At 42.8% G+C, this 26,764-nt stretch carries 28 protein-coding genes; 27 read left to right on the top strand and 1 reads right to left on the bottom strand.

What is annotated here, in order from left to right; all coding sequences use genetic code 11:
- Nucleotides 1–5: 5 nt before the first annotated feature.
- The 23 genes from atpB to spoIID all read left to right on the top strand — a co-directional run bounded on the left by atpB (nucleotide 6) and on the right by spoIID (nucleotide 22,200).
- Entirely contained in the window at nucleotides 6–740 is a 735-nt protein-coding gene (gene atpB, locus ML543_RS09350; protein ID WP_243387085.1) for a F0F1 ATP synthase subunit A, read from the top strand.
- An 81-nt stretch (nucleotides 741–821) separates the two neighbouring features.
- Nucleotides 822–1,034, top strand: a complete 213-nt coding sequence (gene atpE, locus ML543_RS09345) for a F0F1 ATP synthase subunit C (RefSeq protein WP_044896341.1) — start codon at nucleotides 822–824, stop codon at nucleotides 1,032–1,034.
- 158 nt (nucleotides 1,035–1,192) lie between these two features.
- Nucleotides 1,193–1,714 carry a F0F1 ATP synthase subunit B gene (gene atpF, locus ML543_RS09340; RefSeq protein ID WP_472924423.1) on the top strand — a complete coding sequence of 174 codons (522 nt, stop codon included), beginning with the start codon at nucleotides 1,193–1,195 and terminating at the stop codon, nucleotides 1,712–1,714.
- Nucleotides 1,711–2,250: a F0F1 ATP synthase subunit delta gene (locus ML543_RS09335; RefSeq protein ID WP_243387084.1), complete on the top strand. Its 540-nt coding sequence runs from the start codon at nucleotides 1,711–1,713 to the stop codon at nucleotides 2,248–2,250. Before atpF ends, ML543_RS09335 begins: the two co-directional genes overlap by 4 nt.
- Nucleotides 2,251–2,265: 15 nt before the next feature.
- Nucleotides 2,266–3,774: a F0F1 ATP synthase subunit alpha gene (gene atpA, locus ML543_RS09330; RefSeq protein WP_243387083.1), complete on the top strand. Its 1,509-nt coding sequence runs from the start codon at nucleotides 2,266–2,268 to the stop codon at nucleotides 3,772–3,774.
- A gap of 85 nt (nucleotides 3,775–3,859) precedes the next feature.
- Nucleotides 3,860–4,717, top strand: coding sequence for an ATP synthase F1 subunit gamma (atpG, locus tag ML543_RS09325; protein WP_243387082.1), 858 nt, complete (start codon nucleotides 3,860–3,862; stop codon nucleotides 4,715–4,717).
- A 36-nt stretch (nucleotides 4,718–4,753) separates the two neighbouring features.
- Nucleotides 4,754–6,172, top strand: a complete 1,419-nt coding sequence (gene atpD, locus ML543_RS09320; protein ID WP_243387081.1) for a F0F1 ATP synthase subunit beta — start codon at nucleotides 4,754–4,756, stop codon at nucleotides 6,170–6,172.
- Nucleotides 6,173–6,200: 28 nt separating this feature from the next.
- Nucleotides 6,201–6,599 (top strand): F0F1 ATP synthase subunit epsilon, encoded by a 399-nt coding sequence (locus ML543_RS09315; protein ID WP_243387080.1) that lies wholly within the window; start codon nucleotides 6,201–6,203, stop codon nucleotides 6,597–6,599.
- Nucleotides 6,600–7,200: 601 nt separating this feature from the next.
- Nucleotides 7,201–7,578 carry an NADH-quinone oxidoreductase subunit A gene (locus ML543_RS09310; RefSeq protein WP_243387079.1) on the top strand — a complete coding sequence of 126 codons (378 nt, stop codon included), beginning with the start codon at nucleotides 7,201–7,203 and terminating at the stop codon, nucleotides 7,576–7,578.
- Nucleotides 7,569–8,081, top strand: coding sequence for a NuoB/complex I 20 kDa subunit family protein (locus tag ML543_RS09305; protein ID WP_243387077.1), 513 nt, complete (start codon nucleotides 7,569–7,571; stop codon nucleotides 8,079–8,081). The genes ML543_RS09310 and ML543_RS09305 overlap by 10 nt, the downstream gene beginning before the upstream one ends.
- Nucleotide 8,082: 1 nt before the next feature.
- Nucleotides 8,083–9,174: an NADH-quinone oxidoreductase subunit C gene (locus tag ML543_RS09300; protein WP_243387076.1), complete on the top strand. Its 1,092-nt coding sequence runs from the start codon at nucleotides 8,083–8,085 to the stop codon at nucleotides 9,172–9,174.
- Between the two features lie 2 nt (nucleotides 9,175–9,176).
- Entirely contained in the window at nucleotides 9,177–10,277 is a 1,101-nt protein-coding gene (locus ML543_RS09295; protein WP_243387075.1) for an NADH-quinone oxidoreductase subunit D, read from the top strand.
- Nucleotides 10,277–11,281: an NADH-quinone oxidoreductase subunit NuoH gene (gene nuoH, locus ML543_RS09290; protein WP_243387074.1), complete on the top strand. Its 1,005-nt coding sequence runs from the start codon at nucleotides 10,277–10,279 to the stop codon at nucleotides 11,279–11,281. Before ML543_RS09295 ends, nuoH begins: the two co-directional genes overlap by 1 nt.
- A gap of 19 nt (nucleotides 11,282–11,300) precedes the next feature.
- Nucleotides 11,301–11,720, top strand: a complete 420-nt coding sequence (gene nuoI, locus ML543_RS09285) for an NADH-quinone oxidoreductase subunit NuoI (protein ID WP_243387073.1) — start codon at nucleotides 11,301–11,303, stop codon at nucleotides 11,718–11,720.
- On the top strand, nucleotides 11,717–12,214 hold the full coding sequence (locus ML543_RS09280; protein ID WP_243387072.1) for an NADH-quinone oxidoreductase subunit J: 498 nt from the start codon (nucleotides 11,717–11,719) through the stop codon (nucleotides 12,212–12,214). Before nuoI ends, ML543_RS09280 begins: the two co-directional genes overlap by 4 nt.
- Entirely contained in the window at nucleotides 12,211–12,525 is a 315-nt protein-coding gene (nuoK, locus tag ML543_RS09275) for an NADH-quinone oxidoreductase subunit NuoK (protein ID WP_243387071.1), read from the top strand. Before ML543_RS09280 ends, nuoK begins: the two co-directional genes overlap by 4 nt.
- Before the next feature lie 21 nt (nucleotides 12,526–12,546).
- Complete coding sequence (nuoL, locus tag ML543_RS09270) at nucleotides 12,547–14,373, top strand: NADH-quinone oxidoreductase subunit L (RefSeq protein ID WP_243387070.1); 1,827 nt, start codon at nucleotides 12,547–12,549, stop codon at nucleotides 14,371–14,373.
- Nucleotides 14,373–15,881 (top strand): complex I subunit 4 family protein, encoded by a 1,509-nt coding sequence (locus ML543_RS09265; RefSeq protein ID WP_243387069.1) that lies wholly within the window; start codon nucleotides 14,373–14,375, stop codon nucleotides 15,879–15,881. The genes nuoL and ML543_RS09265 overlap by 1 nt, the downstream gene beginning before the upstream one ends.
- Before the next feature lie 7 nt (nucleotides 15,882–15,888).
- Nucleotides 15,889–17,349, top strand: coding sequence for an NADH-quinone oxidoreductase subunit NuoN (nuoN, locus tag ML543_RS09260; RefSeq protein ID WP_243387068.1), 1,461 nt, complete (start codon nucleotides 15,889–15,891; stop codon nucleotides 17,347–17,349).
- A gap of 174 nt (nucleotides 17,350–17,523) precedes the next feature.
- On the top strand, nucleotides 17,524–17,757 hold the full coding sequence (locus ML543_RS09255) for a DUF1146 family protein (RefSeq protein ID WP_243387066.1): 234 nt from the start codon (nucleotides 17,524–17,526) through the stop codon (nucleotides 17,755–17,757).
- A gap of 84 nt (nucleotides 17,758–17,841) precedes the next feature.
- The gene (locus ML543_RS09250; RefSeq protein WP_243387065.1) at nucleotides 17,842–18,573 is read left to right on the top strand and encodes a YwmB family TATA-box binding protein; all 732 of its coding nucleotides are present in this window, start codon (nucleotides 17,842–17,844) and stop codon (nucleotides 18,571–18,573) included.
- Between the two features lie 32 nt (nucleotides 18,574–18,605).
- A complete protein-coding gene (murA, locus tag ML543_RS09245) occupies nucleotides 18,606–19,916 on the top strand; it encodes a UDP-N-acetylglucosamine 1-carboxyvinyltransferase (protein ID WP_243387064.1) in 1,311 nt (436 codons plus the stop codon).
- 1,264 nt (nucleotides 19,917–21,180) lie between these two features.
- The gene (spoIID, locus tag ML543_RS09240; RefSeq protein ID WP_243387063.1) at nucleotides 21,181–22,200 is read left to right on the top strand and encodes a stage II sporulation protein D; all 1,020 of its coding nucleotides are present in this window, start codon (nucleotides 21,181–21,183) and stop codon (nucleotides 22,198–22,200) included.
- Between the two features lie 39 nt (nucleotides 22,201–22,239).
- Here spoIID and ML543_RS09235 read toward each other — a convergent pair whose 3' ends face one another.
- Nucleotides 22,240–22,656, bottom strand: a complete 417-nt coding sequence (locus ML543_RS09235) for a VanZ family protein (protein WP_243387062.1) — start codon at nucleotides 22,654–22,656, stop codon at nucleotides 22,240–22,242.
- 120 nt (nucleotides 22,657–22,776) lie between these two features.
- Here ML543_RS09235 and ML543_RS09230 point away from each other — a divergent pair, with 120 nt between their 5' ends.
- The 4 genes from ML543_RS09230 (at nucleotide 22,777) to ML543_RS09215 (ending at nucleotide 26,137) form a co-directional block, all read left to right on the top strand.
- Complete coding sequence (locus ML543_RS09230) at nucleotides 22,777–23,589, top strand: stage II sporulation protein SpoIIQ (protein WP_243387061.1); 813 nt, start codon at nucleotides 22,777–22,779, stop codon at nucleotides 23,587–23,589.
- A gap of 365 nt (nucleotides 23,590–23,954) precedes the next feature.
- Nucleotides 23,955–24,131: a hypothetical protein gene (locus ML543_RS09225; RefSeq protein WP_243387060.1), complete on the top strand. Its 177-nt coding sequence runs from the start codon at nucleotides 23,955–23,957 to the stop codon at nucleotides 24,129–24,131.
- Between the two features lie 20 nt (nucleotides 24,132–24,151).
- The gene (locus ML543_RS09220; protein ID WP_243387059.1) at nucleotides 24,152–24,454 is read left to right on the top strand and encodes a DUF4212 domain-containing protein; all 303 of its coding nucleotides are present in this window, start codon (nucleotides 24,152–24,154) and stop codon (nucleotides 24,452–24,454) included.
- 33 nt (nucleotides 24,455–24,487) lie between these two features.
- Nucleotides 24,488–26,137 (top strand): sodium:solute symporter family protein, encoded by a 1,650-nt coding sequence (locus ML543_RS09215; RefSeq protein ID WP_243387058.1) that lies wholly within the window; start codon nucleotides 24,488–24,490, stop codon nucleotides 26,135–26,137.
- The last annotated feature ends 627 nt before the right edge of the window (nucleotides 26,138–26,764 follow it).

Here is a 26,764-nt window from a genome sequence, read left to right as displayed (position 1 = left end):
TTCTGTTGGGTCACGAAGCTCCAATTGTTGATTTTTTAGGTCTGCAATTTAACTTAGCAAACATCCTTATGATTACAATCACAAGTGTTATTGTATTCATCATCGCAGTTCTAGCAACCCGCACTTTATCCATGAATCCTACTGGTATGCAAAACTTTATGGAGTGGGTATTAGACTTTGTGCGAAACATCATTAGTAGCACGATGGATTGGAAGACTGGCGGACGTTTCTTGACGCTGGGTGTAACGCTACTCATGTATATTTTCGTAGCGAACATGCTCGGACTTCCGTTTGCCGTCATTGTGGATCACCAGCTTTGGTGGAAATCGCCTACAGCCGATCCGACAATTACATTAACATTAGCTATAATGATTGTTGCCCTTACGCATTATTATGGAATTAAAATGAAAGGGGCAGCTGAATATGGTCGCGATTTCTTAAGACCACTTCCATTCTTATTTCCATTAAAAATTATAGAAGAGTTTGCAAACACGTTAACGCTTGGTCTACGTCTTTACGGTAACATCTTTGCCGGAGAGATTTTACTAGGTTTATTAGCGGGTCTTGCAGTAAATGGTTATGGTGATGGTATAGCTAGCGGTATCATCGGATCTTTAGTTGCCGCTGTACCGATGCTAGCATGGCAAGGATTCAGTATTTTCGTCGGAGCCATCCAAGCATTCATTTTCGTTATGTTAACAATGGTTTATATGGCACACAAAGTGAGTCATGACCATTAATTTTATAAACATTAAGCTTTATTGTTTCAAATTTCATTTTTCAAAACATTATTTTTTACAAATAAAAGGAGGACATTACTCATGAATTTATTAGCAGCTGCAATTGCAATTGGTTTAGCGGCACTTGGTGCTGGTATTGGTAACGGTCTTATCGTATCTCGTACAGTAGAAGGAATCGCGCGTCAACCAGAGGCTCGCGGAATGCTTCAAACAACAATGTTCATCGGGGTTGCGTTAGTAGAGGCGATTCCGATCATCGCAGTAGTTATCGCATTCATGGTATTTGGTGCGTAATTTATCTAATTACAACTAATGGCGAAGATTATTAAACGCTTCGCCATTCCTTTATGTATTGTAATGGAAATGAAAACGATTTAATTCGGTTTTGACTTATACATGTGTATGATTTCTTGGAGTTACATTGCAACTCTTGAAGGGAGTGAAAACAAGCCGTGTTAACATTTGACTTGGCCCTAGGTGCTGGTGGATCTGCATTTAATGGTGGAGATATCTTATACCAGCTAATCATGTTCTTAATTTTATTAGCATTGCTCAGAAAATTTGCGTTCGGTCCGTTAATGGGCATTATGAAGCAACGTGAAGAGCACATCGCAAACGAAATTCGTTCTGCAGAAGAAAAGCATGAAGAAGTGAAAAAGCTTGCTGAAGAGCAGCGTGAACTTTTAAAGAAGGCTCGTCAAGAATCACAAGAGCTTGTTGAAAATGCGAAGAAGCTTGGCGAACAGCAAAAAGAAGACATCATTCAAGCCGCTCGAGCTGAAGCTGAACGTTTAAAAGAATCAGCAAGAAAAGAAATCGAGCAAGAAAAAGAACAAGCGGTTGCTGCTTTACGCGACCAAGTGGCTTCTCTATCTGTATTAATTGCTTCTAAAGTAATTGAGAAGGAATTAAGTGAAGCTGAACAAGAAAAGCTGATCAATGACTACATTAAAGAGGCAGGAGAAGAGCTATGATGGGTGTAGCGAAACGATATGCTCTCGCTCTTTTTCAAATCGCCAAAGAAAAGCAAGCAATTGATCAGTTTGAAGCGGATTTACGCGTAGTGAAAGAAGTATTCGTAGCAAACGGTGAGTTTCTACAAGTTCTTTCACACCCTAAAGTTACTGTAGAAAATAAAAAAGCACTTGTAAAAGAGGCGTTTGCTTCTGTATCAGGTGATGTTGTTAATACACTTCTGTTATTAGTTGATCGTCACCGCATCGAGATTGTGACAGAACTTGCAGATCGCTTTGTCGAACTCGCAAATGAAGAACAAGGTACTCAAGATGCGAAAGTGTATTCCGTTCGTCCGTTAAACGATGAACAACTTAAAGCCCTTTCCGAAGCATTTGCTAAAAAAGTTGGCAAACAGTCGCTACGTATTGAAAACATTGTAGATGAAAGTTTAATCGGTGGCATTAAGCTTCGCATCGGAAATCGTATTTTTGATGGTAGCGTAAGCGGAAAGCTTGAACGTATTGAACGTGAATTAGTTGCGAAAAGTTCGTAGATAGGGGTGAAACTCATGAGCATCAAAGCTGAAGAGATTAGTGCACTGATAAAAAAGCAGATTGAAAACTATCAGTCAGATATTAAAGTAAGTGATGTCGGTACTGTTATTCAAGTGGGTGACGGTATCGCTCGTGCTCATGGCCTAGACAATGTTATGGCTGGTGAGCTTGTTGAGTTCTCAAACGGCGTTATGGGTATGGCTCAAAACCTTGAGGAAAACAACGTCGGTATCGTAATTTTAGGACCTTACACAGACATCCGTGAAGGCGACGAAGTACGTCGTACAGGTCGTATCATGGAAGTACCTGTAGGGGAAGAGTTAATTGGTCGTGTCGTTAACCCATTAGGACAACCTGTTGATGGTCTTGGTCCAATCGAAACGACTCAAACTCGTCCAATCGAAAGTCCAGCACCTGGTGTAATGGATCGTAAATCTGTTCATGAGCCATTACAAACTGGTATTAAAGCGATTGACGCGCTTATTCCAATCGGTCGTGGTCAGCGTGAGTTAGTTATCGGAGACCGTCAAACTGGTAAAACACAAATCGCGATTGACACAATCTTAAACCAAAAAGACGAAAACATGATCTGTATCTATGTTGCGATCGGTCAGAAAGAATCTACAGTTCGTAACGTAGTAGAAACGCTTCGTAAGCACGGTGCATTAGATTACACAATCGTTGTAACAGCATCTGCTTCTCAGCCAGCTCCGCTATTATTCTTAGCTCCTTACGCTGGTGTAACTATGGGTGAGCATTTCATGTACAACGGTAAACACGTGCTTGTTGTATACGATGATTTATCAAAACAAGCGGCTGCATACCGTGAGCTTTCACTATTATTACGTCGTCCACCAGGCCGTGAAGCATTCCCAGGGGATGTATTCTACTTACACTCTCGCCTTTTAGAGCGTGCGGCGAAATTAAGTGACGCAAAAGGCGGCGGTTCTTTAACGGCATTACCATTCGTTGAAACACAAGCTGGTGACATTTCAGCATACATTCCAACGAACGTAATCTCTATCACAGATGGACAGATTTTCTTACAATCTGACTTATTCTTCTCTGGTGTGCGTCCGGCGGTTAACCCAGGTCTTTCTGTATCACGTGTAGGTGGTTCAGCTCAAATTAAAGCGATGAAGAAAGTATCTGGTACGTTACGTCTTGACTTAGCGGCATACCGTGAGTTAGAAGCATTCGCTCAGTTCGGTTCTGACCTTGATAAAGCGACACAAGCAAAATTAAACCGCGGTGCTCGTACAGTAGAAGTATTAAAACAAGGCATCAACAAACCAATTGCGGTTGAAAAACAAGTTATGATCCTTTACACATTAACAAAAGGATTCTTAGATGATATTCCAGTAGAAGACATTCGTCGTTTCGAAGAGGAGTTCTATGCGTACTTAGATCAAAACGCGAAAGAGCTTCTTGAAGAAATTCGCACAACTGGCGGCCTTCCAGAAGATGCGAAAATGGAAAGTGCAATTACAGGCTTCAAAAAGACGTTTGTTATCTCTGAATAATAAATCGGTTGTGAAGGGCCGGTTACCTGCTTTTCACAACCCCCTTAATGAGTCGGCTATTTTTCAATAAAGGTGGTGAAAACCTTTGGCATCTTTACGCGATATTAAATCCAGAATCACCTCAACGAAAAAAACAAGCCAGATTACAAAAGCGATGGAGATGGTTTCAGCATCTAAATTAAATCGTGCAGAAAACAACGCCAAAGCTTTTGTTCCGTACATGGAAAAAATTCAAGAGGTGGTAGCAAACATTGCACTAGGTAGCACCGATGTTAGCCACCCGATGTTACAAAAACGTCCGGTAAAGAAAACAGGTTATCTCGTTATAACATCAGATCGTGGTCTTGCTGGTGCGTTTAACAGTAGCGTGTTACGTGCAGTTTACCAAACGATTAATGAGCGCCATCAATCAAAAGATGAATATACCGTCATTGCGATCGGTAAAATTGGTCGCGACTTCTTCAAGAAGCGTGGAATTTCCGTAATTGAAGAAATCGTCGGCATTAGTGATGAAATGTCGTTTGCGGATATTAAAGACATTGCGGCCAAAACGGTTCAACTTTTTGCGGAAGGTCACGTAGACGAAATCTACATGTACTACAACCATTTTGTAAGTGCGATTCAGCAAGATGTAACGGAGAAGAAATTACTTCCGTTAACGGATATTGCAGCGAACAACAAAATGACTTCGTATGAGTTTGAACCAGGACCAGAAGAAATTTTAGAAGTTTTACTTCCACAGTATGCTGAAAGCTTAATCTACGGTGCGTTATTAGATTCAAAAGCGAGTGAGCATGCAGCACGTATGACAGCAATGAAAAATGCGACGGATAATGCGAAAGAGCTTATTAATACTCTTACGCTTTCTTATAACCGTGCACGTCAGGCTGCGATTACGCAAGAGATTACGGAGATTGTCGGCGGTGCAGCAGCACTTGAATAGGATATTTGTGAAAGTTAGTTAGGAGGGAAAGCGAACATGAAAGGACGCGTTACTCAAGTTATGGGTCCGGTTGTAGACGTTAAGTTCGAAAGCGGACACCTACCAGAAATCTACAACGCCCTAAAAGTTTCGTATAAAGCGCGTAATGAAAATGAAGTCAACATTGACTTAACATTAGAAGTTGCCCTTCATTTAGGTGACGATACGGTTCGTACTATTGCCATGGCTTCCACTGATGGTGTAACTCGTGGCTTGGAAGTTGAAGATACTGGTGCGCCTATTTCTGTACCAGTTGGAGACGTTACATTAGGTCGTGTATTTAACGTATTAGGTGAAAACATTGACCTTGATGAGCCAATTCCAGCAGAAGCTCGTCGTGACGCTATCCATAAGCAAGCTCCAACATTCGATCAACTTTCTACTGAAGTAGAAATCCTTGAAACAGGTATCAAAGTAGTAGACCTTCTTGCTCCTTACATCAAGGGTGGAAAAATCGGTCTATTCGGTGGTGCCGGTGTAGGTAAGACGGTATTAATTCAGGAGCTTATTAACAACATCGCTCAAGAGCACGGTGGTATTTCCGTATTCGCCGGTGTAGGTGAGCGTACTCGTGAAGGTAACGACTTATACTTCGAGATGAAGGACTCTGGCGTTATCAACAAAACAGCGATGGTATTCGGTCAGATGAACGAGCCGCCTGGAGCACGTATGCGCGTTGCGTTAACAGGTCTTACAATGGCAGAATACTTCCGTGATGAGCAAGGACAGGACGTATTATTCTTTATCGATAACATCTTCCGTTTCACACAGGCAGGTTCTGAGGTATCAGCGTTATTAGGACGTATGCCATCTGCCGTTGGTTACCAGCCAACACTTGCAACGGAAATGGGTCAATTACAAGAGCGTATCACATCTACTAACGTAGGTTCCGTAACATCGATCCAAGCGATTTACGTACCTGCCGATGACTACACTGACCCAGCGCCAGCAACAACGTTCGCTCACTTAGATGCGACTACAAACTTAGAGCGTAAACTTTCTGAGATGGGTATCTACCCTGCCGTTGACCCACTTGCATCTACATCTCGTGCATTAGCGCCTGAGATCGTTGGTGAAGAGCATTACTCAGTTGCTCGTCAAGTTCAGTCAACGTTACAACGCTATAAAGAATTACAAGATATCATCGCGATCCTTGGTATGGACGAGTTATCTGATGAAGACAAGCTTGTTGTACATCGCGCTCGTCGTATCCAATTCTTCTTATCTCAAAACTTCCACGTTGCAGAGCAGTTCACTGGTCAACCAGGTTCTTACGTACCAGTTAAAGAAACTGTACGTGGATTCAAAGAGATTCTTGAAGGAAAATACGACCACTTACCAGAAGATGCGTTCCGCTTAGTAGGTCGCATTGAAGAAGTGGTTGAAAAAGCGAAGGAAATGGGCGTAGAAGCTTAATCTTGGGACCTAGGAGGAGGAACAATTCATGAAGACAGTACAAGTAAATGTCGTCACTCCCGATGGCCCAGTTTACGATGCAGAAGTTGAAATGGTAAGCGCCAAAGCTCAAAGCGGTGAGCTTGGCATCTTACCAGGACATATTCCAATGGTGGCTCCACTATCAATCGGTGCAGTACGCCTGAAAAAAGGAAGCAGCACGGAACTCGTGGCTGTTAGCGGAGGCTTTCTAGAAGTTCGACCTGATAAAGTCACCATCCTCGCACAGGCAGCTGAAAGAGCTGAAAACATTGATGTCGCTCGTGCAAAAGCAGCGAAAGAGCGTGCTGAGCGCCGCCTTCGCGAAAAAGCAGACGACATTGATTTCAAACGTGCAGAACTTGCACTTCAACGTGCCATCAATCGATTAAACATTGCAGGCAAATAAACGATAAAACCTTAGCCGTTTTGGCTAAGGTTTTTTTGTTAGGTAGGGGTTTTTAGGGTAGAAGACGGGATCGGGAGCGCTTGGGCGGAACCCTGGTAGAGTTGGGCGAAGGAGTGTGTGGTATGGGCGAAAACTCGGTTATGTTGGGCGGAAAGCAAGAGGTTGGGCGGAAACTCGGTTATGTTGGGCGAAGGAGTGTGTGGTATGGGCGAAACCCTGGTTATGTTGGGCGGAAAAGCAGAAGTTATGGGTGAGCCCCCGCTTCAGTTGTGCCCAAAAGCATGAGGTTTGGGCCGATAAACCGGAAAATTTGGACGAACAGCGGTCAATTAGCGGATAATGGCAACTGCTACTCGTTAACATTTTTTCTCCCTCTTTTCGAAGGATATCGGCCACCTTTTCACGAATTTATTTTTATATAAAGATTCAATGGAAGAGTCAAGAGACGGGAAAAATTCATGAATATAAGCTCAGTCTTGTCTATAAGCATAGTAATAAAGTGTTTTTCAACTGGAGCATAATCGACTAGTTTCAGGAAAAATGATATAATGTTAGCGATTACATTCCGAATATTCAAATAAAATAGAGCGAAGGAGGAGGTATGGTGGAGTCGTTAAATATATATCAAAATAGTTATTTGCTTGTTTTTACGTTTCTACTAGTAGGAATTTTATTACCGATTGTTGCGTTAACCATTGGGAAGTGGTTACGTCCTAATAAGCCAACGCTAGAAAAACAAACTACGTATGAGAGTGGAATCGAACCTTTTCATGATTCCCGTGTTCAGTTTAACGTCCGTTACTACATCTTTGCATTGCTTTTTGTCATCTTTGATGTTGAAACGGTTTTTTTATACCCTTGGGCTGTGGCGTATGAACATCTTGGTATATTTGCTTTGATCGAAATGCTCATTTTTGTCGTCATGTTGTTAATCGGTTTAATTTATGCTTGGAAAAAGAAGGTGTTGAAATGGATGTAAATTGGCCGAACATTCCCGATGAAGAAATGGAAGAATTGAGGCAGAGTGTTTTTTTAACGACGCTAGAGCAGCTGAAAGCATGGGCGAGAAGTAATTCGCTTTGGCCGTTAACATTCGGGTTAGCGTGCTGTGCGATTGAGATGATGGGCGTTGGAGCCTCTCATTATGATTTAGACCGATTCGGTTCATTTTTTCGAACATCTCCAAGACAATCAGACGTTATGATAGTGTCTGGAACGGTGACGAAGAAGATGGCACCGGTATTAAGAAGGTTGTATGATCAAATGCCAGAGCCGAAATGGGTGATTGCGATGGGGTCATGTGCAACGGCAGGCGGACCCTACATAAAGTCCTACTCTGTTGTGAAAGGAGTAGACCAAATCGTTCCGGTAGACGTATATATTCCTGGATGCCCACCAAATCCAGCAGCTCTTATTTATGGAATAAACAAGCTAAAGGGTAAAATTAGAGAAGAAGCAAGGACGGGAAAGAAGGTGACATGACGTGAGTGAGGACAATCGTCGAACGAACGAATCTGAAGAACAAAAGCTAGCGAAGCAAAAAGCAGCGGCAGCGGCTCGCGCAAAAGCAGAAGCGCTGCGGAAACAAAAAGAGAAGGAAGAATCAAGTGACCCCGAAACGCTAGCGAAGCAAAAGGCAGCAGCAGCGGCTCGCGCGAAAGCAGAAGCGCTGCGGAAACAAAAAGAGAAGGAAGAATCAAGTGACCCCGAAACGTTAGCGAAGCAAAAGGCAGCGGCAGCGGCTCGCGCAAAAGCAGAAGCGCTGCGGAAACAAAAAGAGAAGGAAGAATCAAGTGACCCCGAAACGTTAGCGAAGCAAAAAGCAGCAGCAGCGGCCCGTGCAAAAGCGGAAGCGCTGCGGAAGCAAAAAGAGAAGGAAGAATCAAGTGACGCTGAAACGCTAGCGAAGCAAAAGGCAGCAGCAGCGGCCCGTGCGAAAGCAGAAGCGCTACGGAAACAAAAGGGAGAGAAGTCCCAAGACGTAGATGAAGCTAAGAAGAAAGCGATAGCTGCAGCTAAGGCGAAAGCGGCGGCAGCAGCGAAAGCAAAAGCTTTGAGAGAAAAGCAAGAAACAACTCCTGAAGAAAAGAAACCATCACCGAATGAACCTCTACTTCAAAAATATAAGAAAGTGATTGAAGAGTCCATTGGGTTAGAAGGAATAGAAGACTCTTACATTAATACCCTTTCAAAAGATGTCCCCACATTTGTTGTAGCAAAAAATGATTACTTGCGTGTGACAGAACTATTCCATCAGCATGAACAGTTAAAGTTTGAGTATTTATCCGAATTACATGGTACAGATTTTGAGACACATATGGAGGTGTATTTGCACTTATATTCTTTTACACATGGACAGAAGGTTGTACTTGTCGTCAAGCTCGACCGAGATCAGCCTGTTTTGCCTTCGGTTGTTCACTTATGGAAAGGGGCGAATTGGCCGGAGCGAGAGGCTTTTGATTTATTAGGCATAACGTTTACCGGGCATCCTGAGCTGAAGCGGATTGTCTTGCCAGATGATTGGGTAGGCCATCCATTAAGAAAAGATTACGAACCATATGATGTGGAGGTGTAGCAATGATTCGTACTGAAGAGATGTTGCTCAATGTCGGGCCACAGCATCCGAGCACGCATGGAGTCTTCCGTCTTGTCATTAAAATTGATGGCGAAATCATTCAAGAGGCTACACCGGTTATCGGTTACTTGCATCGCGGGACGGAAAAAATTGCGGAAAACTTGCAATATACCCAAATCATTCCCTATACAGATCGGATGGATTATTTATCGGCAATGACGAACAATTATGTTCTATGCCATGCGGTTGAAACGATGGCAAATATCGAAGTTCCGGAGAAGGCAGAGTACTTACGAGTAATTGCCATGGAGCTTGGTCGAATTGCGAGTCATCTTGTTTGGTGGGGAACCTACTTATTAGACATTGGGGCCGTGAGTCCTTTCCTCTATGCGTTTCGTGAACGTGAGATGATTATCAATCTATTAAATGAATTAAGTGGGGCACGCCTCACGTTCAACTATATGCGCGTCGGTGGCGTGAAGTGGGATGCTCCGGATGGTTGGATTGAGAAAGTGAAGGAGTTCATCCCTTATATGCGAGATCAGCTAGCGGGGTATCACGATCTTGTGAGCGGAAACGAAATCTTCCTTCAGCGTGTGAAAGGAGTCGGGGCTTATACAAAAGAAGACGCCATTCAATATTCGTTAAGCGGAGCGAATTTACGCTGTACAGGGGTTGCATTTGATTTAAGAAAAGCTGAGCCTTATTCGATTTATGACCGCTTTTCCTTTGACGTTCCTGTAAGGGAAGCGGGAGATGCGTTTGCGCGGTATGAGTGTCGAATGGAAGAGATTGAACAGTCGCTACGTATATTAGAGCAAGCTTGTGAGCAATTCCCGAAGGAAGGAAAAATCATGGCAAAAGTGCCAAAAATCATTAAGCCGCCTAAAGGGGAGACCTATGTAAGAATCGAGTCACCCCGTGGAGAGATTGGCTGCTATATTGCAAGCAATGGGAAGAAAGAACCGTATCGCCTGAAGTTTCGTCGACCGTCCTTTTACAATCTTCAAATTTTACCGAAGCTCCTAAAAGGAGAAAATATGGCAAATTTGATTGCCATTTTAGGAGCCATTGACATCGTTTTAGGGGAGGTGGACGGGTAATGATGCAAGGACTTCTTCAAGAAGCGCCGAGTGTCCTGAATCTCCTCCTCTTTTTTTCCTTAACGCTTGCGTTTTTGTTTATGGTTTTAGGGTTTGTGACATACGGAATTTTAGCTGAGCGGAAAGTGATGGGGTTTATGCAAGGGAGATACGGACCGAGCGAAGTCGGTGGGAAATGGGGTCTTCTTCAAACGGTGGCGGATGTATTGAAACTCTTGCTAAAAGAGGACACCATTCCGAAAGCGGCTGATCGAACCCTATTTATATTGGCGCCTGTTTTAGCTTTTACACCCGCTTTTCTCGTTTTAGCGGTTATGCCGTTTACGGAGGCGTTTCATTTTGCGGATATCGGTATTGGGCTCCTATATTATATGGCAATCTCAGGGTTAACGACCCTCGCTGTTGTGGCTGGAGGATGGGCGTCGAATAATAAATACGCGCTCTTAGGTGGAATGCGGGCTGCTGCCCAAATGATCTCGTATGAAATACCTCTCGTCATGTCAGTCATTGGTGTCGTTTTATTTGCTGGGAGCTTAAATTTAATAGAAATAGTTGAGGCGCAAAGTACAGTCTGGTTTATTTTTCTCCAACCGATTGGATTTTTAATTTTCTTGATTGCTTCGGTTGCTGAGCTGAATCGGACCCCTTTTGACCTTCCCGAAGCGGAAAGTGAACTCGTCGCAGGCTATCATGTCGAATATTCCGGTTTCCGGTGGGCGTTTTTCATGCTTGCTGAGTACGTGTACTTTTTCGCGATGGCTTCGCTAACGACGGTCTTATTTTTAGGAGGATGGCATCCGGTTTTTGGTCTTGATTTCATTCCGGGGGCTATATGGTTTGCCCTCAAGTTTAGTGCAATCGTGTTTTTACTCATCTGGTTTCGGGTGACGCTTCCACGAATTCGCGGAGACCAGTTGATGGAATTCGGCTGGAAAGTATTGTTGCCGGTCGCATTACTCAATATTTTTATCACCGCCATCGTCAAGCAACTGTTTTTCATGTAAATAGATCGGAGGTGGGAACATGAAAGGAATTGGCAAAGGGCTTGTCTATACGTTGAAAAATTTGGCGGCGCATAAAGTGACGTACGATTATCCGAATGAGCCGATTCAAATGCCTGATCGCTTTCGGGGGATTCAAAAATTTTATCCCGAAAAATGCATCGTTTGTAATCAATGTGCCAACATTTGCCCGACTGATTGTATTCAACTAACGGGAAAAAAACATCCAGACCCGAATGTGAAAGGGAAAATCATTGAGACATATGATATAAATTTTGAGATTTGTATTTTATGTGATTTATGTACGGAAGTTTGTCCAACCGAAGCGATCGTGATGACGAACAACTTTGAACTAGCTGAATATAGTCGAGATGAATTATTTAAAGATCTACAATGGTTGGATGAAAATGACGAAAATGTTCGGAAGGAGAATAAGGCATGAATGGGGAAATCATTGCCTTTTCCATATTGGCCTTTGTCGCAATTATCGGGGCGCTATTTATGATTCAGCTTCGAAAAGTCGTTCATATGGTGGTCGGGTTAGTGTTTACCTTTTTAAGTTTGGCCGGTTTGTATGTGTTATTGTCCGCTGAATTTGCGGCTGCCGTTCAAGTGCTCATTTATTCCGGTGCCATCACGATTATGATGTTGTTTGGTATCATGCTTACACGACATGGAGACGAAGAGAAAAAAGGGAGTCGAAAGAAATCGGTCGCCATCTTCCTTTTTCTAATCGCTTTTGCGTTTTCCTTCTATATCGGAATTAGCCAGCTTGATTTTGGGCAACAAGAGACGACGTTACATGTGGATAACACGAAGGAAATTGGTATTCTTCTTTACTCTCATTATATTATTCCGTTTGAATTAACATCTGTCGTATTACTCGTAGCGCTTGTCGGTGCTATTTTGTTAGCGAAAAAGGAGGAGGAAGAATGACATTGAGTCCACTAGCTCTCTATTTAATGCTAGCCCTCGTTCTTTTTTGTATCGGAATGTACGGGGCGTTAATGAAGCGAAATACTGTAATCGTTTTGATCAGTATCGAGTTAATGTTGAACGCTGCGAATTTAAATTTCATTGCCTTTAGCAAATATGGACCGAACCCGTCTTTATTTGGGCAAGTTTTTTCGTTGTTTTCGATTACGATTGCCGCTGCTGAAGCCGCTGTCGGACTAGCGATTTTAATGGCCATTTATCGCCAGCGAAAAAGTGTCCATATCGATGATTATGATTCATTGAAGCATTAAACGAACGTGGAGGTGAAGCATGTGATGCAGGTCGCTTGGATAATTCCACTCTTTCCTTTCGTGTCTTTTATTCTGCTTCTTCTTTTAGGAAAACGTCTGAAAGAGAAAAGTGGAATGGTAGCGAGTTTACTCGTAAGCTTATCGGTCTTAGCTTCTTTCTTTGTTTTTTACGAGCGAGGCAGCGGCGACACGTTCGTTCGTGAAGTCTCATGGTTTTCAATTGGTGAGGTGGACATTTCGGTCGGATACCAAATTACCGCTTTAAACGCGCTTATGCTCGTGATCGTTTCGGTTATTAGCTTGTTTGTTCATCTATATTCAACTGCCTACATGAAAGGGAATGAGCGGTTTTCTATTTATTTCGCTTACTTAGGCTTGTTTACATTTGCGATGACGTCATTGGTGATGACGACGAATATTCTCCAACTGTACGTTTTTTGGGAGCTTGTTGGTTTAGGTTCTTTTTTACTCATCGGTTTCTACTTTGAGCGTGAAAAAGCGAAAGTGGCAGCGAAAAAAGCGTTTATTATGACGAGGATTGGGGATGTTGGGTTATTCGTTGCCATCGTACTCATTTACCTTCACGTCGGGAGCTTTTCCTTCCATGAGCTATTCCAACGAGTTGAAAAAGGGACACTATCTTCTTCTGTTGTGACGACAATTGCTCTTTTAATCTTTGTTGGAGCCATTGGGAAATCAGGTCAATTCCCCCTTCATACATGGTTACCCGATGCGATGGAAGGTCCGACTCCAGTATCTGCACTTATTCATGCAGCGACGATGGTTGCCGCTGGTGTTTATTTAGTCGCTTATGTATATCCGCTATTTCTGGCGAGTGAGACCGCCCTTACTGTCGTTGCATCCGTTGGGGCTTTTACCGCTATTTTTGCCGCAACCATTGCCACCGCACAAAATGATATTAAACGAATTTTAGCGTATTCAACCATTAGTCAGCTTGGGTTTATGATGCTTGCACTTGGGACAGCAGGATATGTCGCTGCGATTTTTCATTTGACGACGCATGCGTTTTTTAAGGCACTACTCTTTTTAGCAGCGGGCAGTGTCATTCATATTGTACATACACAAAATATATTTCAAATGGGCGGGGTAAAAGACGTACGTTGGACGAGTGCTACATTTGTCATCGGAGCATTATCGTTAAGTGGCATTCCTTTATTTTCAGGGTTCTTTAGTAAAGAAGAAATTTTTCTATCCGTATGGGAGAGCGGACATTATACATTGTTTTGGATCGCGATGATCACCGCAATGCTTACATCCTTTTATATGTTTAGACTCGTATTCCTTGTATTTCCTGGGGAAAAGAAAGACCGAGAAATTCGGTACGTAGAATCACCCGCGATGATGAAATGGACATTAGGGATTGTCGCGGCAGCGTCTATCCTAGTTGGGTTTATTGGGCATTTTCTAAGTGATTGGTTGGAATCAGATTTCACCTCAGCTTTCACTCATGCAGAAGGGCCGTGGTGGATGCCGGTCGTATCAACCGTTTTCTCCGTTGCGGGAATCCTTATTGCATACCAGCTGTATCGACCTTCAAAAGCGCCAAAAGAAAGTTCAACGAACCGCTTACTGGAGCGGGGTTACTATCTCGATGAAGCTTATAATCGAACAATCGTTGCTTTTGTGAAGGGAATTGCCCAAATTACATCGGTTATTGATCGCTACGTCATTGGCGGACTTGTTGCAACAATTGCTCAATCAGTCGTATGGCTAGGGAAACGAGGAGCATACGCACAAACAGGTAAGACGCAGCATTATGGAGCAGTCGCCTTTTTCGGGTTAACGATTCTCCTCGTCATTTACGTGTGGATGGGAGGTTATTGGTAATGGAAGGGACGTCTATCATACTAACTTGTCTTGTTTTTTCTCCGTTTCTCGCGCTACTATTTATTGCATTTATGTCAAAACAAGAAGTGAAAACCATTCGAACCCTTGCCGTTTTAGGCACCATCCCGCCATTAGTTTTCAGTAGCTGGCTATTCATCAAGTATCACCAAGGATATGATTTAGCGCTAGTAGAAGAGGCGAGAAGCTGGCTTTCATTCGGTTTTTTTCCCGTCGATGAAGGGCCGCGTCCATTCTCCATCGAATATGAGTTAGCGGTCAATGGTTTTTCGTTACTGATGCTTTGGCTCACCTCCATTTTAACGACAGTTGCATCTGTTGCTGCTTTTCGGATTCAAGAAAAGGTAAAAGGGTATTATGTCGCCTTTTACTTCTTGTTCATCGGAATGCTTGGGGTATTTGCATCAAATAATCTCTTCTTATTCTTTCTATTCTTTGAATTAACGCTCGTTTCTCTTTTCTTTTTGATTGGAAAATGGGGAGACGCTAGAAAAGAAAAGGCGGCCTACTCGTATTTAATTTATAACGGTATAGGATCAGCGCTTTTATTGCTGGTCATTGCATTTATTTTTGCCACGACGGGTACAACTTCGATTGATGAGTTGACGTCATTCTTCCGAAACGATGACTCATTCCAAAGTGGAACGAAAGCATGGCTAGCGTTTACGCTTTTCATCGCCTTTGGGATTAAGCTTCCAATCTTTCCTTTCCATACGTGGATGCTAAACGTCCATGTTCATGCGCCTCCAGCTGCAGTCATTCTCCACGCGGGCATTTTATTAAAAATTGGGGCGTACGGACTCATTCAATTTGGGTTTGGATTTTTCCCAAGTGAATTTCAAGCGATGAGTCCATTGTTGTTGCTAGTTGGGTTAGTGAACTTGTTGTACGGTGCTGTGTTAGCCCTTATTCAAACCGAGTTTAAAAGAGTGTTAGCGTACTCAAGTGTTTCGCATATGGGAATTGTTTTGTTAGGGCTAGGAGCGGTTAATGAGGCAGGTGTCCAAGGGGCGATATTTCAAGTGATTTCTCACGGATTTATAGCGGCGTTGTTGTTTTTCCTTGTCAATACAGTAGAGATGCGGTTCCAGACGACAGATCTTGCGCGACTCGGAGGACTTGCCCATCATGTACCGAAGCTTGCGGGATTTTTGCTCGTCGCTAGTCTCGCGTCTCTCGGCTTACCGAGCATGTCAGGCTTTATCAGTGAGTTGATGGCGTTTGTCGGTGTGTTTCAAACGAGTCTTTACATCGGGGTCTTCGGAGTAATAGCCCTCATTTTGACAGCGGTGTATATGCTTCGTGCGGTGTTAGCCATAACGTTTGGTCAAAGAAAAGAAGAGGGAAATCACATCGATTTAAAATGGTTTGAAACGCTCTCCGTTTCAGCGTTAACAGCTTTTATTTTCGGTATCGGTCTTTTTCCGCAATGGGTTACGGATTCAATCATCAACACGGTACAAATCGTATTAAACGGAATGGGGGGGTGAAAGAGATATGGATATAGAAACGCTCTTAAGTTATGAATGGAAGGCAATGATTCCAGAGTTTATCATCTTTTTGACGATTATCCTCATTTCCATCATGGATTTATTCAGGCGGAAAAAGGCACATCAGTGGTTAGGGTGGTTCGCTTTTTCTGGCATCGTTTTCGCCATTATTAGCGTGTTTGTTCTTTTAGGAGAAGGAACGATTTCCATTTTATACGATACGTTCGTTCTTGATCAATTTGCGAAGCTGTTTAAATGGTTGCTTCTTGTGGGAGCGGGATTCGTTTTATTATTAGCGGTCGGTTACCAAACGGGTAATAACTCATTTCCGCACGGTGAGTTTTATTATTTATTTCTTACAGCCCTCTTAGGGGCGATGATAATGAGTTCAAGCGGAGACTTGCTAACCTTATTCGTCGGACTTGAGTTACTTTCAATCTCTTCCTATATTTTAGTTGGGTTGAAGAAAAAGCGAAAATCAACAGAAGCTGCCCTTAAATATGTAATCAATGGGGGAATCGCAACAGCGATTACGTTGTTTGGACTGAGTTATTTGTATGGATTATCTGGTTCCACAAAAATTAGTGACATGGTTCTTATCTTTGCCCAAAATCAAGACGCAAGCGTTCAATATGTATTAGGGCTTGCCTTTCTCCTAACGTTCGTCGGGTTAAGCTTTAAAATCGCGAGCGTCCCATTTCATATGTGGGCTCCCGATGTGTATGAAGGTGCACCTACTCCGGTTACATCGTTTTTAAGCGTTGTGTCGAAAACAGCCGGTTTTATCCTACTAATACGTGTCTTTCTTTCGGTATTTGGGAATGCTCAAGGGAATGACGGGCTTACGATGTTTGAGCAGTTAAAGCCTTTTATCGCCATACTCGCTATTTTGGCCATCATTGTTGGGAATGTCATCGCCCTAAGGCAAATGAATGTGAAGCGAATGCTTGCCTATTCGTCCATTGCTCATGCCGGCTATATTTTAGTCGCGTTTGTCTCGCTTTCTCCTTATTTTTACTTAGATACGATTTGGTTTTATTTACTCGCGTATTTGCTAATGAATATTGGAGCTTTCGCTGTGATCCAGGTCATTGGGGGAAGAATAGAATCGTTTGCCGGCCTTTATCGAACGTCTCCCTTTATCGCAATTGCGATGACCGTGTTTCTTTTATCATTAGCGGGCATTCCAGGAACGGCTGGGTTTATTGCGAAGCTACATATTTTACTTACGGCTTTTTCTTCAAGTTCGCTTGAATGGGCCCTTGTCATTGCCTTGCTAGGTGGAACGATTGTTTCCTACGTGTATTATTTCGGTGTCATGGTGCAAATGTATTTTCGACCTCCTAAGAAGAAGGAGCGGACTTCTATTCCAACGACGGTGTGGCTTGTTGTCGCGATTTGCTTCGTGTTTACACTTGCTCTTGGAATCTATCCGCAAATGGCCCTCGACATCTTTCATCGAGGATAGAGGAAATCTTTCATTGGGTATCATCAACATGTATATAATAGAAGGGAAACTGGGCTTCCTCGGTTTAAACGGAGCACAGCTTCCCTATTTTTATTACATTTTGCTTTCGATTAATGGTTTTGTCATGGTATTTTTGAGGTAATGTGAAGTTGTAGAGATGAAGGAGGAGTCAACGTGGTCGCTTTAGGGCAACAGGCAATCATAAGCATCATATCTCATCTTATTTTTATCGTCATGGCATGGTATGCGCTGCAAGCACTGCCGATTGAAAAAGTAATTCGAAAAGGGCGTGTGTTTGAAGCGAGATTGTTATTAATATTATTAACCATTGCCATTGGAACATCCGTTAGTAACTTTTTCCTAGACTTTCTATTTTGGTCACGGCAAATCCCACTGATTATGCAGTAGGGCCTGTCTAATTTTGACGACTTTTTCCAAGTATCATCGCTTTGTTTCCGGCAACACTTTTAATAAGGAGAGGGAGTGTCGGAAATGAAGAGAAATAATCTGATGTTAACGATTGTTGCTTTACTTATTTTTGTCAGTTTAGTGGGGAAGCATTCCATTCAAGGTGCCGAGAGTGACGTGTCAAATTTAGAAAAAATTGTGGAAGGATTACAGCTTGAAAACATTTCAATCGATGAATGGAACGTTTATATGAAAAAACCGATTCAAGACGATGAAAATGTGCAACAAATGATCCAAGAGTTTCGTCTATATAAATGGTCGGAACAAAAAGAAGAGAATGTACACAAATGGATCGGTACGCGTGAAATCCACCATTTAAATGTAAAAGAAACACTTCAAATTGTAACCACCACCATAAATAACCACTCGCAATCGTATATTCTTTATAATGCTTCTGGTACAGGTTGGCATGACGAAAAATGGGCAGATTACACCCAGTATTTTAACGAGAATTTGTTACGTAAATTTAATGGAAATGTGCAGATTTTCACTTGTGTAAGAGGTCATACAAGTGATAAGATTGAAAGTGTTTTGCAATTTCAAGCAGAAAGAATTTTAGACAAATTTCGAGCAAAATCGGTAGAGGCATTGGTCGAAGAGAACTTTGTCTCGATTTCCGGATTAACATCAGATTGGAATCAAGCCATTCCTACGGAAAAAGGCAACATGAATATTCAAGTAGCGTTACGAAACGCAGGATTGGGCGGTAATACTACGGTTATTGTAGGAACACCAATCATCACGACTGAATATTAATATAGAGAAATTGGGACGCGGAGGGGAATACCTTGGAAAAAATCATCGTCCGCGGCGGTCGAAAGTTAAACGGTACCGTAAAAGTAGAAGGAGCAAAAAATGCCGTTTTACCTGTAATCGCTGCATCTTTATTAGCAAGTGAAGGAAAAAGCTTAATCTGTGATGTACCTACGCTCTCCGATGTTTATACCATTAACGAGGTTCTTCGCCATTTAGGTGCGGAAGTCTCGTTTGACAATCATCAAGTCATGGTCGATGCATCACGAGAGCTTTCTACGGAAGCACCTTTTGAATACGTAAGAAAAATGCGAGCATCTGTCCTTGTTATGGGTCCGCTTCTTGCCCGTAAAGGTCAAGCGCGTGTTGCCTTACCTGGAGGGTGCGCAATCGGTTCACGTCCCATTGACCAACATTTGAAAGGCTTTGAAGCAATGGGTGCCACGATTCAAGTTGGTAACGGCTTCATTGAAGCTCAAGTATCTGGTCGATTAAGCGGAGCCAAGATTTATTTGGACTTCCCGAGTGTTGGTGCAACTGAAAACATTATGATGGCAGCAGTTCTAGCAGAAGGAACGACCGTTATTGAAAACTGTGCAAAAGAGCCAGAAATCGTGGATTTAGCCAATTACTTAAATGCGATGGGCGCAAAGGTCCGTGGCGCAGGTACTGGTACGATCCGAATTGAAGGTGTCGAAGCGTTGCGCGGTGTTCAACATCACATCATTCCAGACCGAATTGAAGCTGGTACGTTTATGGTTGCAGCCGCTATTACTGGAGGGAACGTTCTCGTTAAAGGAGCTGTACCCGAGCATTTAACGTCATTAATTGCGAAGATGGAAGAAATGGGCATTGAAATTATTGAAGAGGCAGAAGGTCTGCGCGTCATTGGTCCAGAAGTGCTTAAGCCAATCGATGTGAAAACGATGCCACACCCTGGATTCCCAACAGATATGCAATCTCAAATGATGGCGTTATTGTTACGAGCAAACGGAACGAGCATGATTACTGAAACCGTCTTTGAAAACCGCTTTATGCACGTGGAAGAATTCCGTCGCATGAACGGTGACATTAAAATCGAAGGACGCTCAGTCATCATTAACGGACCTGGTAACCTTCAAGGAGCAGAAGTTGCGGCAACAGACTTGCGCGCTGCAGCAGCCCTTACATTAGCTGGATTAGTGGCAGAAGGTTATACGCGTGTAACAGAACTAAAACATTTAGACCGCGGATATGTGAACTTCCACGAAAAATTAAAAGCAATCGGTGCAGATATCGAACGTGTAACAGAACAAGTACAAGAAGTTGTAGAAGAACAACCGACGGTTAAAGACTTAAACGCTTAACAAAGTTAAAGTTCCATTATGGGACTTTAACTTTTTTTATGCCTTTGATTTAGATCCGCTCGTTACCATGCTTTCCTGAAGCTCCCTCTGCTTTTCAATCTCTGATACGATTTTAAAGTCTCCCAATTCATTTAATAATATGCACGTTTTTTAAGAATGAATATTTGTAAGCGTTTCCAATTTCTATTATACATATTAATGGTCGGCTTACTAGTATTTTTTGTAAAACAAGTTTTGGAAACATCGTTACCTGGTTGTCATGGAGCAAGGAGGGTAAAGCGTTAAAGAAGAGCGAATTGTGTGGTACCGCCCGAGTGAAGTGCGTAATCGCCCGAGCGAGGTGAAGCACCGCCCAAGTGAAGAGTGTAAAAGCCCAAGCAGGGTAGAGCACCGCCCAAGTGAAGTGCATAATCGCCCGAGCGAGGTGAAGCATCGCCCAATTGTAGAGTGTAAAAGCTCAAGGAGGGTAGGGCACCGCCCGAGTGAGGTGCGTAATCGCCGAACTAGGTGAAGCAACGCCCAAGTGAAGAGTGTAAAAGCCCAAGCAGGGTAGAGTACCGCCAAAGTGAAGTGGGTAATCGCCCGAGCGAGGTGAAGCAACGCCCAAGTGAAGAGTGTAAAAGCCCAAGCAGGGTAGAGTACCGCCCAAGTGAATTGCGTAATCGCCCGAGCGAAGTGAAGCATCGCCCAAGTGAAGAGTGTAAAAGCCCAAGCAGGGTAGAGCACCGCCCGAGTGAGGTGCGTAATCGCCCGATCGAGGTGAAGCATCGCCCAAGAGTAGAGTGTAAAAGCTCAAGCAGGGTAGAGCATCGCCCAAGTGAAGTGGGTAATCGCCCGAGCGAGGTGAAGCATCGCCCGAGTGAAGTGCATAATCGCCGAGCGAGATGAAGCAATGCCCAAGTGAAGAGTGTAAAAGCCCAAGCAGGGTAGAGTACCGCCCAAGTGAAGTAGGTAATCGCCCGAGCGAGGTGAAGCAACGCCCAAGTGAAGAGTGTAAAAGCCCAAGCAGGGTAGAGCACCGCCCGAGTGAAGTGCATAATCGCCGAGCGAGGTGAAGCATCGGCCAAGAGTAGAGTGTAAAAGCTCAAGGAGGGTAGTGCATCGCCCGAGTAAGGTGCAATACCGCCCAAGTGAGTAAAAGCACCTTCCAATTGAAGCGCGGTATTTTGAAACTTGTCCCCATTTCTATTTTAAAAAAGTCATAAAAGGTTGTCCGACTAAATACACTGTAAGGAAGAGAATGACATGGAATGGGGGCTAATAAATGAAGCAATTCAAACCAATAATTTTTATTTTTGTCGCTGTTTTTATCATCATTATCATGGTGCCGAGCTTACTTGTGGCCCCATTTATGGAAAGCACGTCGAGTACGTTAGACACTCAATTAACAAAGGAAGTTGAGCAGCCAGTCGCTTTGCTTGAATCACCCATCTCCATTGCGGTTTATCGAACCGAACCGAAAGTAGTCGAAGAAATTCCGCTAGAAGAGTATGTAATTGGGGTTGTCGCTTCTGAGATGCCAGCAGAGTTCGAGTTAGAAGCACTAAAAGCCCAAGCGTTAGCGGCGAGAACGTATATCGTGAAACAATTGTTAAACGAGAAAAAAGTAGGTACTCCGGATGGAGCTGATGTAACGGATACCCAAATGCATCAAGTATATAAAAATAAACAAGAACTAAAAGCACAATGGGGAGCCGATTATGAATGGAAGCTTCAAAAGATTACAGAAGCGGTAGCTGCCACACAAGGGAAGATCTTAACGTATGATAACACACCAATCGATGCATCGTTCTTTTCAACGAGCAATGGATTTACCGAAAACTCCGAGGCTTATTGGACAGAAGAGCTTCCGTATTTAAAGAGTGTGGAGAGTCCATGGGATACTAACTCGCCAAAATTTAGTGACCGAAAAGTATTTACGCTCGCAGAATTTGAACAGAAGCTAGGCGTTAGTGTAGGAGATAACAATTCAGTAGGGACGGTTGTGGAAAAAACACCGGGGCAACGGGTAGGCGTCGTTAATATAAATGGGAAAACTTTTACGGGTCGAGAAATTCGTGAAGCACTTGGGTTAAATTCGACGGACTTTACGTGGGAGCGAAAAGGAGAACAAATTATCATTACGACAAAAGGGAATGGTCATGGTGTAGGGATGAGTCAATACGGAGCAAATTTTATGGCGGAAGAAGGGAAGAATTACGAAGACATAGTCCTGCATTACTATAGTGGAGTTCAAGTGGCGGCGGTTGATCCGTACATTTCGACCTTCATGGCGAAACAATAACGAAAGGGCCTTTAGCGACCTTAGCTTTAGGCCCTTCTTTTATTTGGAAAACTTTACTAACACGCGCTTCAGCGTTGATTCTTTTGTAAAATACCACGTTTTCAACACCCAATAAGAAACGATGACACCAATCGTGTCCTTTATGAAGTCAATGACAGTAGCGGAACGAGACGGGACGAAAGCTTGATGGATTTCATCGGTTAACCCGTAAAGAATCGAAATGATGGCAACGATGACACTCGTCTTTTGTGTTAAGCGATTGTGACGAATTAATGCCAGAACGAAAAGCCAGTATAAAATGCCAAACTCAACTAAATGCAGCGATTCTTTTAGTAGGTCATCGAACCAAAACGGTGTTTCAATAAATTCATCAGAAGGGTGGCTTGATAAAAACCAAATAAACCCCATATATGTAAACGGTAAGATCGTTAAAAAAGCCGTAATAAGTCGTTGCATGAAAATCTCCTTTCTTTTTTATGCATAAAAAGAATTGTTTTAGCAGAAACTAAAAAATTTTTTCAATTGATGTATAGAATCTCGCAAACTTGTTCAAAATGGTTGCTGAGGTGATGAACAATGAGAGAGGAAGAAAAGAAACGTACTTCTCAAGGCTCAAAATTCCAGCAATTCTTTAGAAAAAAATGGTTTTTCCCTGCGGTTTATTTACTTAGTGCAGCTGTCATCTTAACAGCCGTACTTTGGTATCAAGCAGTTCGAGATGATGTGGCGAACGATTACGAAGAAGGAACAGAAGACTTATCGTATCGTGACGAACCATCAGTAGAAGTCAATCGTTCTGTTGAAAACGTTGTAATGCCAGCTATTGACCCAGATGCAGTGAAGGTTGTGACATACTTCTATGACTACAACGCATCAAGCGAAGAGCAAGAAGCAGCACTCGTCCTCTATGATAATACGTATCATCCAAACCAAGGAATCGACTTGGCCAGAGAAGATGGCGAGGCGTTTGAAGTAGTCGCATCTTTAAGTGGAACTGTCACAAAAGCTGAAAAAGATCCGTTACTAGGCTATGTCATTGAAATTGAACATGACGATAGCGTGAAAACGATCTATCAATCATTAGCTAGTGTAGAAGTTGAAGCTGGTGACAAAGTTGAGCAAGGCGATGTCCTTGGAAAAGCTGGTCAAAACCAATTTAATAAAGAAGCTGGTGTGCATGCACACTTTGAAATCCGCAAAGATGGAAAAGCCTATAATCCATTAAACTATATGGAAAAACCGATGACAAGTATTGCTGAAGAAGCTTCTGCCGAAGAGGGTACTCCAACTGATGAAGAAGACAATGAATCTCCATCAGAAGATGAAAAAGAAGATCAAGAGTCTGGTTCCAATGAATCAGAGGCATCTCTCGATACAATGAATTCGTAAACAATTAAAGAAAGTATAACGATAAGTCTACTCAACAATGAGTAGACTATTTTTTTGTTTCGTCAGACACTCGCTTTTTTGCGGTGAGGAAGTCGAGCCACTACGGGTCAGTAAAAACTATATTGCACGGGCACTAGACTAAGAAAGCAACAACGTTTACGAAAACGTCCTTTGCTTAAACGTTATCAACAAAATTTTTAACTACGCTAGTCTGTGTCGAGATATGTAGGACGATAATGGGCTTGATGCGGTTGACGAAGGAAGCTTGTCCCGTCATAATATTAATTGTTAGAAAATTTTCAAAATTATAACAAAATGGAGGTGACGTATTAAGCCAACATTAGAAAAAGGAGTGAAAAATTACGATGATTTATGTCATTTTAAGTATTATTGCCGCAAGTGCTTTTTTAGCGTTACGATTCAAAAAACCTCAGTTTTTACTTATCCCAATCCTATCCATATTCATTTACTTCATCGTTGAAATTGCGTTAGTTCCTGCACCGTTTTTCGATACTCTAAAGTTTATTTTTAGCTTGTCTTAATACGTGAAAGGGTGATGTGTTTGAAGAAAATTGATAAACAAATAGCGGACGCTTATTTTAAAGAGCGTACGGCTTATATTGCATTGTACTTGGTGGTTTGGTTTGTCGTTTCATTTGGTATGGTTTTAATTGCTGAGCCGTTAAGTGCCATAACGTTCAATGGCTTCCCACTCCATTATTTTATGGGGGCACAAGGATCCATCGTCATTTTTATCCTTCTTTTATTTATCAATGCAAAAGTGAGTGACCGGATTGACCGTAAATACGGTATTGATGAGGAGGTCAATGAGCAAGTTAGTCATGGTAAAACACTTGATCATTAATAGAAGCATTGAATAAAGGAGGAGAAATCATCAATGGATGCTCAATTTTTAGTGTCTTTATCTATTATATTATTAACGTTTGCTTTGTATATCGGAATTGCCGTTTATAATAAGGCCCGTGCAACGTCTGATTTTTACGTGGCAGGCCGCGGAGTTCCACCGATTTTTAATGGAATGGCCATCGGTGCGGACTGGATGAGCGCCGCCTCGTTTATCGGATTAGCGGGAACGATTATGATTCTTGGGTATGATGGACTCGCTTATATTATGGGATGGACCGGTGGTTACTTACTCCTAACCTTCTTATTAGCACCGCAATTACGAAAATATGGACGCTATACGGTACCGGAGTTTATCGGTGACCGGTATGAGAGTCATTCGGCAAGGGTGATTGCAGCTCTTTGTACAATTATCATTAGTTTTACATATGCCATTGGACAGCTTTCTGGTTCAGGGGTTGTCATTGGTCGACTGTTTGAAATCGACGCAAAAATTGGGACGATGATTGGGGTTGTGTTGATCGCCTTTTATGCAGCATTCGGTGGAATGAAAGGGATTACGTGGACGCAAGTTGCGCAGTACATCATTTTAATTATTGCGTACTTAATTCCGGTTATTTTTATGTCTCTCCAACTGACAGGAAATCCAGTTCCTTGGCTTTCTTATGGAAACATCATTAACGAGATGGGTGAACTTGATCGTCAGCTTGGCATCTCGGAATATTTCGCCCCATTTGACAAGAGCTCGAAATGGCAATTTCTCGCCTTAATGTTTACGCTAATGGCTGGAACGGCTGGGCTTCCACATGTCATTGTGCGGTTTTATACCGTCTCTACGATGAAGGCGGCTCGTTGGTCTGGCGCTTGGGCCCTTTTATTTATCGGTCTCCTCTATTTATCAGCACCCGCTTATGCTGCGTTTTCTCGCTTTATTTTAATGAAAAATGTGGCGAACCAACCGATTGATTCGTTGCCAGCTTGGACGAAGTCATGGGTGGATACTGGGAAACTTCAGCTCGCTGATGGCAATGGAGACGGCATACTACAATGGAATGAAATGATGATCTCAAACGACATTGTGGTCATGGCCACACCGGAAATTGCGAACCTTGGCTTATTTGTCATCGGACTTGTCGCGGCGGGTGCCATGGCGGCGGCGTTATCGACAGCTGGCGGATTGATGATTGCCATTTCTTCATCATTTGCGCATGATATTTATTATCGCGTGTTAAATCCGAATGCATCGGAGACAAATCGTCTAACGATTGCGAGGATATCTATTGTGGCGGCAACCGTGCTTGCTGGTCTTGTTGCTCTCAATCCTCCAGGGGTTATTACTCAAATTGTCGCATGGGCCTTTGCGCTCGCCTCAGGAACCTTCTTCCCAGCACTCGTACTCGGTGTATGGTGGAAGCGTTCAAATAAATACGGAGTGACATGGGGGATGATTGTCGGGTTAGCCGTAACGTTATCGTATATTTTCGCAGCCAAATACGGTGGATTTACGATTTTAGGCATTATTGATACAGGCGCAGGTATATTTGGAGCGACTGCTGCAATCGTAACGAATATTATCGTGTCGCTCGTGACAGAAGAGCCATCCCAACAAGTACAAGAAGATGTCATCAATTTACGCTATCCAGAGCAAATGGTCTATAAAGATGGCGATGTTTATATGAAATGATAAAAATGTAAACGATTACGAAGGATAAGCGGAATTCACTAACGCTTATCCTTTTCTTTTGGAAGATTTGATCACGGAGGGCTGAGTCGCTCGATTCAAGGCAAACTGTCTAAATAGTTTGCAACAGCATTTGGGCTTGACGTGTACTTCTCCTCGGAGTGCCCTCTTTTATGAGCGGGTAGCTCTTTTTATAGCTCGACTTTCTTTTTTATGTGCGGGTGGTCTCGCTCTAAGCGCGTATATGCTATGGTTATGCGCGACTTCTCTGCTGTAATGCGCGGGTAACTACGGTCTATGCGCGGCTTTGGATCATCTATGCGCCAGTGTTTTTACTTTAAGCGCGGCTTTCCCTTTCTTATGCGCGAAAATCTCTCCTTTATGCGCGCATTGCCACTTTCTATGCGCGCCATACTCACTAAAGACGAGATACCACCAGCTAGGAAACGCCAAAACCCCATCCTCATTCCATTACAGTCACTTCGACAAATTTCCCGGAAAATATCAAAAATAATACAAGACGATTCTACATTCTTAATACTTCAAATTCACAAAAATAAAATAATTCAGGAAAATCCCTTGTCCCTCTTGACTTTTAAGCATATATTCCAACCCAAGCTAATAAAATGT

Source organism: Bacillus kexueae (assembly GCF_022809095.1).
Classification (GTDB): domain Bacteria; phylum Bacillota; class Bacilli; order Bacillales; family Aeribacillaceae; genus Bacillus_BZ; species Bacillus_BZ kexueae.
The sequence above is the reverse complement of the archived record's forward strand: the minus strand, read 5'-3'. Positions and strand labels throughout refer to the sequence as shown.